Here is a 15,777-nt window from a genome sequence, read left to right as displayed (position 1 = left end):
ATTAGTAGTAACAAAAAATGCCTGAGTTAAACTCAGGCATTTTTATTGTAAACTAATTATTTATCTACTATCTAACCAATTGCTTGGTAGAAGGTTTAAACTTCGTTAAAACTATACCATCAACAGCTGCTTCATATTCTGCCATTGTAGGAGTTCTTCCTAAGATCGTAGATAATACTACAACCGGAGTAGATGATAATAATGACTCTCCTTTTTTCTCACCCGTATCTTTTACAACACGACCTTGGAATAAACGAGTAGATGTTGCCATTACCGTATCTCCTGGTTCTGCCTTTTCTTGGTTACCCATACATAGGTTACAACCTGGGCGCTCTAGGTACAGCATGTTTTCGTATTTGGTACGTGCCAATCCTTTAGGTGCGCTATCGTCAAATTCGAATCCTGAGTACTTTACTAATACATCCCAGTCTCCTTCAGCTTTTAACTCATCTACAATGTTGTATGTTGGAGGTGCAACTACTAAAGGAGCTTTGAATTCTACCTTTCCGTTTTGCGCTTCAACATTTTTCAACATTTGAGCTAATATTTTCATATCACCTTTGTGAACCATACATGACCCCACAAAACCTAAATCTACTTTTTTGGTTCCACCATAGTAAGATAATGGACGAATATTGTCATGCGTATAACGCTTAGAAACATCTTCATTATTTACATCTGGATCAGCAATCATTGGTTCAGCAATTTCATCTAAATCAATAACTACTTCTGCATGATACTTAGCATCTGCATCTGGTCTTAAAGATGGCTTAATACCTGTTTTAAGTTCCGTAATTCTAGTTTCTGCTTTATCAACAAGTCCTTGAAGTACACCCTTTGCATTGTCCATACCCTTTTCGATCATGATTTGGATACGACCTTTTGCAATCTCTAATGACTCTATTAAAGTATCGTCTTCAGAAATACAAATAGATGCTTTCGCTTTCATTTCTGCTGTCCAATCCGTAAACGTAAATGCTTCATCAGAAGTTAACGTACCAATATGAACCTCTATTACACGACCTTGGAATACGTTTTCGCCTCCAAACTGTTGTAACATTTGTTGTTGTGTAGCATGTACCACATCACGGAAATCCATGTAAGATTTCATCTGTCCTTTAAAGGTCACTTTAACAGATTCCGGAATTGGCATGGACGCCTCACCTGTAGCCAATGCTAAAGCAACTGTACCTGAATCAGCACCAAAAGCAACACCTTTAGACATACGTGTGTGCGAATCTCCACCAATAATGATATCCCAATCACCTACCGTAATATCGTTCAATACTTTATGAATAACATCCGTCATTGGAAAATACTTTCCTTTTGGATCACGACCGGTAATTAAACCGAAATCATTCATAAAGCTCATTAATCTTGGAATATTGGCTTTAGACTTATCATCCCAAACCGAAGCTGTATGACAACCGGATTGGTATGCCCCATCAACAATTGGAGAAATAACCGTTGCAGCCATCATCTCTAATTCTTGAGAAGTCATTAAACCTGTAGTATCTTGAGAACCTACAATGTTTACTTCAGCACGAACGTAAGAACCTGCATGCAATGTAGCCCCTGAAGTACCTACAGCATTTCTATTGAAAATTTTCTCTACAGCTGTTAATCCTTGTCCTTCTATAGAAACTTCTTTTGAAGTTGCATATACTTGAGGTACTTCTATACCTAAAGTTTTAGCTGCGAATGTTTGTAGTTTTTTACCAAAAACAACCGCATAAGAACCACCCGCTTTCATGAACTCCATTTTCTGTGGAGTAAATGCTGCGGAAATATCTTTTAATTCAACTTTACCATGATAAAGTTTTTTCTCTTTTGTATTAATAGTAAGCACCGTACCTGTAGCAACAGAATACATTTGCTTTAGAATTGGCTCACCATCTTCATCAACTATGGTATTACCAGCTTCATCTTTTTGCTTCACCCAGTTTTTAAGGTCTAACCCTATACCACCGGTTACACCCACTGTAGTCAAGAAAATTGGAGCGATACCGTTAGTACCGGCAATTACCGGAGCAATGTTAATAAAAGGAACATACGGACTAGAAGAAATACCTGTCCATAATGCTACGTTGTTTACACCAGACATCCTAGAAGAACCAACGCCCATTGTTCCTTTTTCCGCAATCAGCATTACACGCTTATCAGGATGTTGCTCCTTTAAAGCCAATAATTCATTTTGCATGTCCTTGTTATGCTCAAACATACATTGACCATGTAATTCCCGGTCAGATCTTGAGTGTGCATCACCGCCTGGCGATAATAAATCCGTAGAGATATCACCAACACCTGCAATATATGTTACAACTTCTATTTCTTCTTCTATTTCTGGAAGCTTAGTGAAGAACTCAGCCTTTGCGTAACTTTCTATAATATCTTTTGCAATGGCATTCCCATTTTTTAGAGCTTCTTCTAAACGAGAAGTATCTGCCTCATAAAGGAATACCTGAGTTTTTAATACCTCAGCTGCTTGTTTTGCCAAAGCTTCATCAGAACCTAAAGCGATATCTAACAATACCTTCACAGAGGGTCCACCCTTCATATGAGATAATTGCTCAAAAGCAAAAGCAGTAGTAATTTCTTTTACGACCGACTCACCAAGAATGATTTCTTTTAAAAATTTAGCTTTTACCCCTGCAGCACTAGTTGTACCAGGTAAAACATTATAGATAAAAAAGTTTAGAGATTCTTCTCTATACTCATTATCTACATCTTTAATTTGCTCAATGATTTTGCTAAGTAATTCAGCACCATCAATTGGCTTTGGATGAAGACCTTGACTTTTACGCTCTTCAATCTCCTTAAGGTAATCTTTATAAATGCTCATTAAAAAGTAATTTGTATTGTTAATTTTGATGCAGACAAGTAGCTAGATTTCTATTTCGTTCTGAAGACTTGTTGATGAAATGAGAATCATTATAACTACAAATTAACAGATTGAATTGATTTTAAGAATATACTTTATTGAATAAGAACAATGTATAATCCTCTAAACTTTCCAATGTCAAATGTCATCTGTTAATTAATATTAAGTTAACGCAATTCCGTAAAATTACGTAATATAGAACGCATTTAAAATTAAATAAGTATGATTAGCTACTTTTTCTCAAAAGATGCAGAAAGTGCGTAGATATCAAACAATAATGATAACCATTTTATTTAATTGATTCGAAAAATGTAGAAAAACGGCAGTTTTTTAAAGTAATCTATCAATAATATCCTCTTCACTGATACCTTCTGCCTCCGCTTTGTAGTTTTTTATGATACGATGACGTAATATACCTTTAACAACAGCATGTACATCTTCTATATCTGGAGAGAACTTACCATGAATAGCGGCATTTGCCTTCGCACCCAAAATTAGATTTTGAGATGCTCTTGGTCCTGCTCCCCAATCTAAATATTGTTTTACGTAATCAGAAGCTGAGTCTAAGTTAGGTCTTGTACTATTTACCAATTTTACCGCATACTCCACAACATTATCTGCCACAGGTATTCTACGTACCAAGTCTTGAATGGCAATAATATCCTTTGCATTAAATAGCGGATTTACTACTTGCTTTCTATCTGCAGTAGTATTCTTCACCACTTGAATTTCTTCGGCTATAGAAGGGTATTTTAATTCTATGGCAAACATAAAACGGTCTAATTGCGCTTCTGGCAAAGGGTAGGTTCCTTCTTGCTCAATAGGGTTTTGCGTTGCCAAAACAAAGTATGGCAAATCTAACTTATGCTGATGACCGGCAATAGTTACCGCTCGCTCTTGCATAGCCTCTAATAGTGCTGCCTGAGTTTTAGGCGGAGTTCTATTGATTTCATCTGCCAAAATAATATTTGAAAATATAGGACCTTTTATAAACTTAAAGTTTCTGTTCTGATCCAATACCTCACTACCAAGAATATCACTTGGCATTAAATCTGGTGTAAACTGAATTCTTTTAAAGTCTAGACCTAATGCTTGGGCAATGGTATTCACCATTAAAGTTTTTGCCAAGCCTGGCACGCCGATTAGCAAAGAGTGACCACCTGTGTAAATAGAAAGCAAAATCTGTTCAATAACCTCATCTTGACCTACAATGATTTTGGCTATTTCCTTTTTAAGCTCAGCATGTTTTACTACTAGGCGTTCTATTGCTGCAACGTCTGACATATATCTATTCTTTTACCCAGTTATTAGCGAACTCACAATCTTTGTTCTCATCGTTAACACTAATATAGGTATCTTCTATATGCTCGTCCATCCATTTTTTAATGGCATTGTATTTCTTTTCAGTAAGCGCCAATTCTTGAATCTTAGTATAATCTTTAGAGAAATCAGCAACGTGCTCATCATATCTATTGGTAATCTTAAGAATTTTATATTTTGGAGCTCCACCTCTTGGATCTTCTTCCAATACAGGATATGTAATTTCATTATCCTTTAAGTTCTGTACTTGATTGTACAACGTAGGATCCATTTTAGTCAACTCAAATTTAGAATCGAAGTTTATTGGATTACGTAACAAACCGCCATCAAACTTCGTTTCTTTCTCATCTGAGAAATTTAACGCAGCCTCGGCAAAAGTAAATTCGCCATCAATAATTTTCTTACGGATACTATCCAACTCCGTTTTAGCTTCATCCAGAACATTTTGAGAGATTTCCGGTTGAATCAATATGTGTCTTAAATCCAGCTCTTGACCTCTAATTTTCTCGATATAAATAATATGAAACCCGAAAGTAGTCTCAAATGGCTCAGAAACCTCACCTTCTCTTAAGCTAAAAGCGACATCTTTAAACTTCTTATCAAAACCTGTGTCTTTCGTAATACTATAAAAACCACCTTTAGACTTAGAGCCTGGATCTTGAGAATATAAAATAGCCTTTACACTAAAACTAGAGCCGTTATCATCAACATCTGCCTTAATCTGATTCAGCTTATCTATTACCTTCTGCTTTTCTTCATCAGATGGCTCTGGTTCTTTGGTAATCTGAGCAATTTCTAACTCAGCACCAAATACCGGACGTTCATCTTCTGGTATCTTGTTAAAGAACTGACGAACCTCTTCTGGTGTAATTTCAATTTCTTTAATAATATCCTGTTGCATACGCTCAGAAAGCATACGTAACTTATTAATCTTATAAAGCTCTTCTCTAAAACTAGCTTCGTCAGTTTTCTTATAGTACTTCAACACCTTTTCCATTGAACCTATTTGCTGTACTAAAGACTGCAGTTGACGATCACCGGTTGCATTTACCTCATCATCTGAAACCAAGATACTATCTTGAACAGCTTGGTTAGCATACAAACGATCTTCCATTAACTTACCTAAAAGTCCGCAGTGTGTAATATCTTCTGTAGATGCACCTTGACTTTTAAGATCGATCAATGTTTTTTCAATATCAGAATCTAAGATTACGTAATCACCAACAACTGCGGCTATACCATCTAGTTTAATTCTTTTAAAATTTGTTGCGGAGTCTTTTTTTACTGGCGCCGCTTCAGCTATAGCTTCCATTGGTTCTGCTTCATCAGCAGAAACATTCGGTATAGAATCTTGCGCTGTTGCCATACCTGAGAACAGTAAAACCGCTCCTATGTAAATACTATTTTTTATTTTCGAAAACTTCAAATTCATTATCCTTGATTGCTTCATCTAATAATTCAGTTTCTAATTTGCGTAGGTAGTCCATTTTTCTACGACTTAATAAAACTTGTTCAATTGTAGGTTTAATAAAGGACAAAGGCGCTATGTCATTAACATCTTTAGTTTCCTCTATTTTTCCCAAATATACCCCGATTGAATCCTCTAATTCAAAAAATTGTGAATTTTTTAAGTACTTATTGGCATTGTCTGGGTTAATTGGGGGTATTTCTTCGAATATTCTAGTATAGCGCACCCATATAGAATCATTAAAATTCAATTTAGTAAACTGAACACCAATAGAATCTAAATAGCTAACATCGTCTATTTTAAATCTTTTTAACCGTTTCCCTACCTCATCTTGATCTAAAAATCCTTTTGGCAAAGCAACAAAACGTATTCTAGCAATACGCTCTTTAAGCTTAAAATTCTCTTTGGCATTTTCGTAAAACGCATTTAACTGCTCTTCCGTAATAACGGAATCCGTAGCCTGTGCCACCAACGCTTCTTTATAAACACTTGTGTATAGTTCAGTTCTATAGTCATCTACCAAAGCATTATATTCTGCCAGTTTTTCTTCTGATAGATTAATTTTTGCTTTAGAAAGTAACAACTGCTTAGAAGCCCAATTATTTATATAGTTAACAGCAAAAGAAGCACTATCCCCTTTTGTCATATTCTCTGTGATTAACGGCGCCAGATCATCTTCATATAAAAAAGACTCACCTACCCTAGCAATAACCTTCTTTTCCTCATCTTTCTTAAACAGACCGTCACAAGAAACGAAAGCAAAAGAAATTAGCCCTATGGTCACAATAGGGTAAACCTTACGTAGTAAAAACATTGATTTCTTAAAAAACATCGAGCAAAAATAGCAATAACCAAATCGTGTGCAAATGCATAAGGATTTACTTAACACATTTTTTTAGGTCTCACAAGATATAACAAATAGCTAATAATCAACTAAAAATAGTAATTCACCCCATAGTAATCTCATTACTTACTAACCACAAACTGCCATTTTTTAGGTAAATTTGTTATTTATTTTATAACCTAATACAACATATTCTTGAACCGACAGATAAAACTAATATGGGACTTTAGAGGTCCTGCTGCATTAAAAACGGCAGAACATCATGTTAAGCACCTAAATGAATTCATAGCTTCAGAAAAAACAGCGTTAAGCATTACCGGTTTTAAGGAAATAAACGACATGTACAGTATTGCATTTATGGTCGTGGAAGAAAAGGAAATGATTACGGTCAGAGACTTATTGAAACCTCACCGCGGTGAAGTCTACACTCCATAAATAAAACATAGTAGCATGAAGCACTTTCTTCTTTTTATATGTGGTGTCCTTTTATCTTCTTGCGCTCAAGAACAACGGAATTTAAATTTTCTTGAGGTTGCACTATCTTCTGACAATCCTAAAATAAAAAGGGTGATGGATAGTGTTGAAAACTATCAAGTTCAAATTAGATACACACAAATTGATAGAAGAAATGATAGCGTCTTTTTTACCGATTATGATTTTCAGGTAAACGACAGCGTGTATTTTTATCCTGCAAGCACAGTTAAATTCCCAACTGCCGTACTAGCTCTAGAAAAGTTAAATAATATAGACAGCTTAACTATAAATACCAGGTATTACATAGAAGGTGACACTATTGAAAGTACGTTTGCCAAAGATGTATCCAAAATTTTTGCTGTTAGCGATAATTTAGCAAACAATAGATTGGTGGAATTCTTAGGATTTGAAGCCATCAATGAGAGTTTAAACAATAAAAAAATATCACCTGTTAGACTTAGCCACAGATTAGGTTATCATTCAGATGATTTAAGAACAAAGCCCTTAATTATCTATTTAAACGATTCAACAACGGGCATTACTAATTCATTACTCAACAAAACACCTAAAAAGTTAGAACTGTTAGATATTGAAAAGGGCGTAGGTTATTATGAAGATGAAGAGTTAATTAAAGAACCATTCGATTTTAGTTTGAAAAACTATTACCCTATTCAATCGCAACACAACTTGTTAAAAAGGGTAGTATTTCCTCAAAAGTATAAAGCATCAGAACAATTTGATCTTAGTAATGAACAGCGTGAGCATTTATTAACAGCAATGCATACCGTTCCTCAAAAAGCAGGTTATGACCCAACCACATATTACGATGGCTATTGTAAGTTTTTCATCTATGGCGACACTAAGAAAGACATTCCCCAGCATATTGAAATTTATAATAAAGTAGGATTTGCCTACGGTACGCTAACCGATTGCGCATATATTAAAGACACAGAAAAGAATATCGACTTTCTTTTAACCGCAACAATTTTAGTGAACAAAGACGGTATCTTCAATGACGATGCTTATGAGTATGACGAAATCGGAATTCCGTTTTTAGCACAATTAGGAAGAGAGATCTACCAACAAGAAGTAAATCGAAATCAACATTAGAAACAGCAAGCTGATTATGCAAGACAACACCAATAAAACTAGAATAAACAAATACCTTAGCGAAGCTGGTTATTGCTCACGTAGGGCTGCAGATAAATTGATTGATCAAGGTAGAGTAACCATAAACGGAGAAGTGCCAGAAATGGGAACTAAAATATCAGCCGGTGATGTTGTTAAAGTTGATGGAGAACTAATTAAAGGACCTAAGGGAAAATCTACGTATTTGGCATTCAACAAACCCATAGGTATTGTTTGTACTACAGATACAGGTGTAGAAAAGGATAATATTATAGATTACATTAACTACCCAAAGCGTATTTTTCCAATTGGGAGATTAGACAAACCAAGTGAGGGACTTATTTTTTTAACCGATGATGGCGATATCGTAAACAAGATTCTACGCGCACGTAACAATCATGAGAAAGAGTATTTGGTAACGGTAGATAAACCTATTACAATAGATTTTTTAAATAGGATGAGAAAAGGAATTCCCATTCTTGATCAAGTAACCAGGGAATGTGAAGTTTTTGAAGTAAGTACGTATCAATTCAGGATCATTCTAACTCAAGGTCTAAACAGACAAATTCGTAGAATGTGCGAATATTTAGATTATAGGGTAAAGAAGTTGAAACGCATTAGAATTATGAACGTGCAGTTAGATGTACCCGTTGGAAAATGGCGTGATCTTACCGAAGAAGAATTAAAGGAAATCAACAGGCTGGTAAGTACCTCATCTAAAACATTTGACGGCAAAAAGTAATTTTGCCATATTATCCAACACTAATGATTTAACAGTAAAAAGCCCTTTAATTCGTTATTAATCACTACCTTATAAAGAAAAGATTCGTTATGCTACAAGAGTACAAATTTTCATTTAAGAACCATTCCATAAAGTATTTATTGGTATTTCTTTTTTCAATAGGAATAGGAGCAAATACCATGTGGGCACAAACTATTAATTACACCGAATACACCGGTGAAGTTTTAGACGCTGATAGTAAGAAACCATTAATTTTCGCAACACTAACCGTTGACAACACCAATGTAACCACCATCACCAACTCTGAAGGTCAGTTTTCGCTGAAAGTTCCAAATGAGTACACTGTGAACAACTTAACTATTGCCTTTTTAGGATATAAAACGAAACAAATTGCCATTACTGAATTAGAGGAAAAGAAGAACAAAATCTTCATGACAGAATTTGTTATGGCTTTATCAGAGGCAAGTATAGATGCCCCAAATGATGCTGAAGCCTTGGTAAAGGAGACACTGAACAAAAAAGGGGACAATTATTTAAATGAAAGTACTGTAATGACCGCCTTTTACCGAGAAACTATTAAAAAAAGAAGAACGAACGTAAGTCTTTCCGAAGCGGTAGTGAATATTTACAAAACTCCGTATTCATCTAAAAAGACAGATGCACTGGAACTTTATAAGGCACGAAAAAGTACTGACTACACTAAGTTAGATACTGTTGCTTTAAAACTACAAGGAGGACCGTTCAATACGTTGTTCGTAGACATGGTAAAATACCCTAACTACATTTTTACTCCGAAGACATTAGCGTATTATGATTTCTCATTTGACACTTCTACACGAGTAAATGATCAACTAATTTATGTTATTGATTTCAAGCAAAAGCCTGAAATTATAGACCCATTATATAACGGTAAATTATATATCGATGCAGAAAACAAGATTTTAACAAGCGCCATTTACTCTCTAAACATTACAGATAAAAGATTGGCATCTCAAATGTTTGTAAGAAGAAAACCAAAAAACGCAGACGTATGGCCAACAGAGGTGTCTTACCGTGTAGACTACAGAGAAAAAGATGGAAAATGGTACTATGGGTATAGCAATGTGCTATTAGAGTTTAAAATAGATTGGGACAAACGCTTATTCAACTCGGTATACAGCATGAATTGTGAAATGGCCATTACAGATTGGGAGAAAAATACCGACAATGCCTTCCCCAAATATAAAGATAGAATGAAGTCTTCCATTATACTAAGTGATGAAGCTATTGGTTTTGCTGATCCAGATTTCTGGGGAGAATACAATATTATTGAACCGGAAAAATCAATAGAATCTGCCATCAAAAAAATACAAAGACAATTACGAAAAGGTAAATCTATCAACGGTACAGCTGCGAGATAGAAAGATTTAAGTAGTGTTTAAAAAGAATCCCTTTGCTATTCTATAACAGAATTACAAAGGGATTTTTATTTATAGTTTTTGAATACCTTATTTAGGCATCACTAAAGCGTCTATAGCGTGTATTACTCCGTTGCTAGCAGCTACATCTGCCATAACTACGGTTGCCATATTCCCTTTTTCATCTTTCAACATTACCTTATCATCGCTAAGTGATAATGTAATCATTCCACCCTGTACTGTTTTAACTGAAAACATACCATCATTTTCACTGATTGCCTTAACCACATCTGCAGCCATGAACTTACCAGCTACTACATGGTAAGTTAAAATACCGGTCAATGCGTCTTTACTTTCTGGCTTTAATAATGTGTCTACAGTTCCTGCTGGCAATGCTTCAAAAGCTGTGTTTACAGGTGCAAAAACAGTAAACGGACCTTCACTATTTAATGTTTCTACCAAATCAGCCGCTTTTACTGCAGCTACCAATGTTGTAAAATTGTCATTTCCTGCTGCAACACCTACAATAGTTTCTGTCTGGGCAGAAATGTTCGTAACAAACAATGTAATTGCACTTAATAATGTAATTTTTAAAATTTTCATAGTTCTTTTTTTTTAGATTTCTGTAAAAGTATAACGGAACTACGAGCAATAGTCTTAAATTTTGTTTAAAGTTTTATTTAAAATATTAAACAATATATAATTTACTATATATCAGCACTTTGAAAATAAATAAATGAGATAAAATTTGATTTATCACGTTTCTTACGTTTAAAATAGAACAGATATAGTTAGAATTCACCCAAAAAAATAATATGAATCACTAATGAAACAGCTATTAAAAAACAAATCCATTACCCTATCTAAATTGGGTAATGGATTTGTAAATAAATTATAGCTAATTAGATTAGTTTGCTACTTCACTAATAAATTTTAATCGATACAATCTTAACTCTTCTTCTTCATACTCACCATCAAATTCGGTCATAGCTTCTTCAAGGTTATCACTATCCGCCTCTAAGAAGTACTCATGTATTTCTTCTTGTTGATCCTCATCTAAAATCTCATCGATCCAATAATTCAGGTTCAACTTTGTACCGCTATATACAATTTGCTCCATTTCTTTAATAAGATCAGGAATTTCCAATCCTTTTGCCGATGCAATATCAGACAAAGGTAATTTTCTATCTACATTCTGTATAACATATAACTTCAAGGCAGAATTAGCCCCTGTACTTTTAACTACAAGATCATCTGGTCTAATGATTTCATTTTCCTCAACATAAGTGGCAATAAAAGCAATAAATGGCTTACCGTATTTCTTAGCCTTACCTTCTCCTACTCCATGAACATTCAACATTTCTTCATGTGAAATAGGATATTTCAAAGCCATATCCTCCAATGAAGGATCTTGAAAAACTACAAATGGCGGAACACCTATTTTCTTTGCCTGTGCTTTTCGTAAATCTTTTAATTGTTTTAATAATTTTTCATCGGCAATACCGCCAGATTTAGCGGCACCAACAATAGCATTATCATTTTCAGCATTGTAAACGTGATCCTTGGTCATCATAAAAGATGATGGCTTAGTTAAAAACTCCTTACCATTATCCGTTACATGTAATACGCCGTATTGCTCTATCTCTTTTCTCAATAATCCGGCAACCAATGTCTGGCGAATAAGTGCCATCCAATAACTTTTATCCTTATCAGAACCAATTCCAAAAAACTCTTTTTCATTGGTCTTATGTGAAGATATTATTGCATTTGTTTTACCACGCAACGCGTTTACAATCTCTTTAGATTTAAACTTTTCACTTGTACCAGTTACTACCTTAAGCAACTTCTCAACATTATCCTTCGCCTCTTCTTTCTCTTTAGGATTTCTGGTATTGTCATCCATTTCGGCACCTTCACCGTTAACGTCGTCAAATTCCTCTCCAAAATAATGAAGTATAAATTTACGTCTAGACATGGAGGTTTCTGCATAGGCCACCACCTCTTGCAATAAAGCATTTCCTATTTCTTGTTCAGCAACAGGTTTACCAGACATAAACTTCTCTAGCTTTTCAATATCCTTATAAGAATAATAAGCTAAACAATGCCCTTCTCCGCCATCTCGACCAGCTCTTCCTGTTTCTTGATAGTAACTTTCAATACTTTTTGGAATATCATGATGAATAACAAAACGCACATCTGGCTTATCTATCCCCATACCAAAAGCAATGGTAGCGACAACCACATCTACATCTTCCATCAAGAACATATCTTGATATTTAGATCTTGTTTTTGCATCAAAACCTGCATGGTATGGCACAGCACTTACTCCGTTTACCTGCAATACTTGAGCTAACTCTTCTACCTTTTTACGACTAAGGCAATATATAATTCCTGATTTACCAGAATTTTGTTTCACAAAACGGATAATATCCGCTTCTATATTCTCTGTTTTGGTACGTACTTCGTAAAATAAATTAGGTCGGTTAAAAGAAGCTTTAAAAAGCTTTGCCCCACCTATACCTAAATTCTTAATTATATCTTCTTGAACCTTTGGGGTTGCCGTTGCTGTAAGTCCGATGATAGGAATATCATCTCCTAATCGTGCAACTATAGATTTCAAATTTCTATACTCAGGTCTAAAATCATGACCCCATTCAGATATACAATGCGCTTCATCTACAGCTACAAACGAGACCTTTACTGAACGTAGAAATTCTACATTCTCTTCTTTTGTCAAAGATTCTGGTGCAACATACAGTAGTTTAGTGACTCCATTTGTTATATCTTCTTTCACCTGTTTTATCTCCCCTTTGTTCAATGAGGAATTTAAAACATGGGCTATTCCTACCTCAGAAGAAACCCCACGTATGGCATCTACTTGATTCTTCATTAAAGCGATCAACGGAGATACGATAATTGCAGTACCCTCTTGCATAAGGGCAGGTAACTGGTAACACATAGATTTACCACCACCAGTTGGCATGATTACAAACGTATTATTCTGTTTTAAAACATTTTTAATTACCTCTTCTTGAAGTCCTTTAAACTGAGAAAAACCAAAATATTTTTTTAATGAGGAATGTAAATCGATATTGTCAAATTCTTTACTGTCTGTCACATTTTACATTTAAGGGGACACTACTTACTTTAAAATTTTATAAGCGAACAAAATTACAAATTGCCTAGCTAGGCGTTTCTAAATTATTATGCGATAATCGGCATTTAAAATTAAGTTTGTTTAATTTTGTCATCTTAAAGATAATACATTCTTTTAGGAATACAATCCATAATTTGAATAATAGATTGATTGCAACGGACACCATTATTGGCTTAGCAAGAAAAACCATTGAAACTGAGCGTGATGCTATAGCACAACTTTCCTCACTTTTAACCGATGATTTTGCTAGCATCGTAAACTGCATTATTGAAGCAAAAGGACGCGTAATAATTTCAGGCATCGGTAAGAGTGCTATCATTGCCACCAAAATTGTAGCTACCCTGAATTCTACAGGTACTCCCGCAATTTTCATGCATGCCGGAGATGCCATTCATGGAGACCTGGGAACCGTACAGGACAATGACGTTGTTATCTGTATTTCAAACAGTGGAAATACACCAGAAATAAAGATGTTGGTTCCGCTCATAAAAAGAGGTACGAACAAGCTAATTGCCATGACGGGGAACACCGATTCTTTTTTGGCAAAACAAGCAGATTTTATTTTAAATACCCATGTGGACAAGGAAGCTTGCCCTAACGGACTAGCTCCTACAACAAGTACTACAGCTCAATTAGTTATGGGTGATGCACTTGCAATTGTACTTTTGGAAATTAAAGGATTTAGCAGTTCTGATTTTGCAAAATACCATCCTGGTGGATCTTTAGGTAAGAGATTATATTTAAGAGTTGCAGACTTGGTAAGTAAAAATCAAGTCCCACAAGTTCAAAAAGATGAAGAGGTCAAAAAAGTAATTATTGAAATCTCTAAAAAAATGTTGGGCGTAACAGCTGTACTTGATGGCAAAAAAGTTGTTGGTATCGTAACCGATGGCGATATTAGACGCATGCTAAACAAACATGACAACATTAAAGGTTTGACTGCAGAAGACATCATGACTACAAACCCTAAGACCATACCTGCAAACACCTTGGCTATTAAGGCTTTAGAACACATGCAAAAAAAGGGAATATCACAATTGTTAGCCATGGATGAAGATACATATGTTGGCGTTATCCATTTACATAATTTAATAAACGAAGGTATTTTATAATGAGTTCCAAAACTACCACGCCACCGAATGAGATGTCATTTCTTGATCATTTAGAAGAACTAAGATGGCATTTAATAAGATCCGTATTGGCAGTTGTTATCATAGGAAGTGTTGCCTTTTTAATGAAAGGTTTCATTTTTGACACTATAATATTCGGACCAAAAAACATGAACTTCCCCACGTATCGCTTCTTTTGTGATATTGCTACGTGGTTGAATCAAGTGCAATCTTTTACGGTAATAGATTCCTCTTTCTGTGCCGATGAATTTCCGTTTACCATTCAAAGTCGAGAAATGGGCGGACAATTTTCTGCCCACATTTGGACTTCCATTTGGGCAGGGGTTATTCTTGGATTTCCCTACATATTATATGAAATGTGGAAATTTATTAGTCCGGGGCTACATGCCAACGAACGCAAGAACTCCCGCGGCTTTATATTAATTGCATCTATCTTATTTTTTATAGGAGTTTTATTTGGATACTACATTGTAGCGCCACTTTCAATTAACTTCCTAGGGTCTTATGTTGTTAGTGACTCCGTTTTAAACGAGTTCGATTTGGACTCTTATATTGGGACATTAAAAATATCCGTACTTGCTTGTGGTATATTATTTGAACTACCGATCATCATTTTCTTTTTAACTAAAGTAGGTTTAGTTACACCTGAACTGATGAAGAAGTACAGAAAAATAGCCTTGGTAGTTGTTTTGATACTTTCTGCAGTAATTACACCACCAGACGTTACAAGTCAGATTATAGTTGCCATACCGGTAATTGTACTATACCAGATAAGTATTTTTATATCTGCGATGGTATTGAGAAAAGAAAGAAAAAAAGCTGAAAAAGAAAAAAAGAAAAATAGAAATGTCAAACCAAATTGAAGAATTTAATGCCTACCGTTCTAAGATGAACGATAAGTTACTGGCAGATAACAATAAAGTTGTAAAACGTATATTTAATTTAGATACCAATGCATTTGCTGCAGGTGCTTTAGATGTTAAAACCAAAGAATTATTAGGTCTTGTTGCGTCAACCGTATTGCGTTGCGACGATTGTGTAAAATACCATTTAGAAAGTTCTTACAACGAAGGCGTTTCTAAAGAAGAGGTCATGGAAACTTTAAGTATTGCCACTTTAGTTGGCGGTACCATTGTAATTCCACATTTGAGAAGAGCTTATGAATATTGGGAAGAATTAGAAAACCAACAAGGTTAAAAAATCGCCAATTACTTTTCTAACAGACCAATAACCAAT

At 35.0% G+C, this 15,777-nt stretch carries 13 protein-coding genes; 7 read left to right on the top strand and 6 right to left on the bottom strand.

Annotation, left to right across the window (positions count from 1 at the left end; genetic code table 11):
- Positions 1-67 precede the first annotated feature (67 nt).
- The 4 genes from UH1x_RS14660 to UH1x_RS14645 all read right to left on the bottom strand — a co-directional run bounded on the left by UH1x_RS14660 (position 68) and on the right by UH1x_RS14645 (position 6,483).
- Positions 68-2,842 (bottom strand): bifunctional aconitate hydratase 2/2-methylisocitrate dehydratase, encoded by a 2,775-nt coding sequence (locus UH1x_RS14660; RefSeq protein ID WP_482622569.1) that lies wholly within the window; start codon positions 2,840-2,842, stop codon positions 68-70.
- A 369-nt stretch (positions 2,843-3,211) separates the two neighbouring features.
- The gene (locus UH1x_RS14655) at positions 3,212-4,165 is read right to left on the bottom strand and encodes an AAA family ATPase (protein WP_482622567.1); all 954 of its coding nucleotides are present in this window, start codon (positions 4,163-4,165) and stop codon (positions 3,212-3,214) included.
- 4 nt (positions 4,166-4,169) lie between these two features.
- Complete coding sequence (locus UH1x_RS14650; protein WP_482622565.1) at positions 4,170-5,633, bottom strand: peptidylprolyl isomerase; 1,464 nt, start codon at positions 5,631-5,633, stop codon at positions 4,170-4,172.
- Positions 5,602-6,483 (bottom strand): peptidyl-prolyl cis-trans isomerase, encoded by an 882-nt coding sequence (locus tag UH1x_RS14645; protein ID WP_482622563.1) that lies wholly within the window; start codon positions 6,481-6,483, stop codon positions 5,602-5,604. Before UH1x_RS14645 ends, UH1x_RS14650 begins: the two co-directional genes overlap by 32 nt.
- A 225-nt stretch (positions 6,484-6,708) precedes the next feature.
- Between UH1x_RS14645 and UH1x_RS14640 the strand changes: the two genes are divergently transcribed.
- From UH1x_RS14640 to UH1x_RS14625, 4 genes are all read left to right on the top strand, one after another.
- Positions 6,709-6,948, top strand: coding sequence for a hypothetical protein (locus UH1x_RS14640; protein ID WP_482622561.1), 240 nt, complete (start codon positions 6,709-6,711; stop codon positions 6,946-6,948).
- 15 nt (positions 6,949-6,963) lie between these two features.
- On the top strand, positions 6,964-8,097 hold the full coding sequence (locus tag UH1x_RS14635; RefSeq protein WP_482622559.1) for a serine hydrolase: 1,134 nt from the start codon (positions 6,964-6,966) through the stop codon (positions 8,095-8,097).
- A 16-nt stretch (positions 8,098-8,113) separates the two neighbouring features.
- Positions 8,114-8,857 carry a 23S rRNA pseudouridine(2604) synthase RluF gene (gene rluF, locus UH1x_RS14630; protein ID WP_405409876.1) on the top strand — a complete coding sequence of 248 codons (744 nt, stop codon included), beginning with the start codon at positions 8,114-8,116 and terminating at the stop codon, positions 8,855-8,857.
- 89 nt (positions 8,858-8,946) lie between these two features.
- A complete protein-coding gene (locus UH1x_RS14625; protein WP_482622558.1) occupies positions 8,947-10,257 on the top strand; it encodes a carboxypeptidase-like regulatory domain-containing protein in 1,311 nt (436 codons plus the stop codon).
- Positions 10,258-10,344: 87 nt separating this feature from the next.
- On the opposite strand, the gene UH1x_RS14620 is transcribed toward UH1x_RS14625, so the two are convergent.
- Positions 10,345-10,857 (bottom strand): fasciclin domain-containing protein, encoded by a 513-nt coding sequence (locus UH1x_RS14620; protein ID WP_482622557.1) that lies wholly within the window; start codon positions 10,855-10,857, stop codon positions 10,345-10,347.
- 304 nt (positions 10,858-11,161) lie between these two features.
- Positions 11,162-13,372 carry a DNA helicase RecQ gene (gene recQ / locus UH1x_RS14615; protein ID WP_482622555.1) on the bottom strand — a complete coding sequence of 737 codons (2,211 nt, stop codon included), beginning with the start codon at positions 13,370-13,372 and terminating at the stop codon, positions 11,162-11,164.
- A 173-nt stretch (positions 13,373-13,545) separates the two neighbouring features.
- On the opposite strand from recQ, the gene UH1x_RS14610 reads away from it, so the two are divergent.
- From UH1x_RS14610 to UH1x_RS14600, 3 genes are read left to right on the top strand one after another with little or no spacing between them, the layout of a single operon-like run.
- Positions 13,546-14,523 (top strand): KpsF/GutQ family sugar-phosphate isomerase, encoded by a 978-nt coding sequence (locus UH1x_RS14610; RefSeq protein WP_036153068.1) that lies wholly within the window; start codon positions 13,546-13,548, stop codon positions 14,521-14,523.
- Positions 14,523-15,404 (top strand): twin-arginine translocase subunit TatC, encoded by an 882-nt coding sequence (gene tatC, locus UH1x_RS14605; protein WP_482622553.1) that lies wholly within the window; start codon positions 14,523-14,525, stop codon positions 15,402-15,404. The genes UH1x_RS14610 and tatC overlap by 1 nt, the downstream gene beginning before the upstream one ends.
- Positions 15,388-15,738 (top strand): carboxymuconolactone decarboxylase family protein, encoded by a 351-nt coding sequence (locus UH1x_RS14600; RefSeq protein ID WP_036153063.1) that lies wholly within the window; start codon positions 15,388-15,390, stop codon positions 15,736-15,738. Before tatC ends, UH1x_RS14600 begins: the two co-directional genes overlap by 17 nt.
- Positions 15,739-15,777: the final 39 nt, after the last annotated feature.

This window comes from Maribacter sp. UH1 (assembly GCF_056839145.1).
This window is presented reverse-complemented; position numbering and strand designations above follow the sequence as displayed.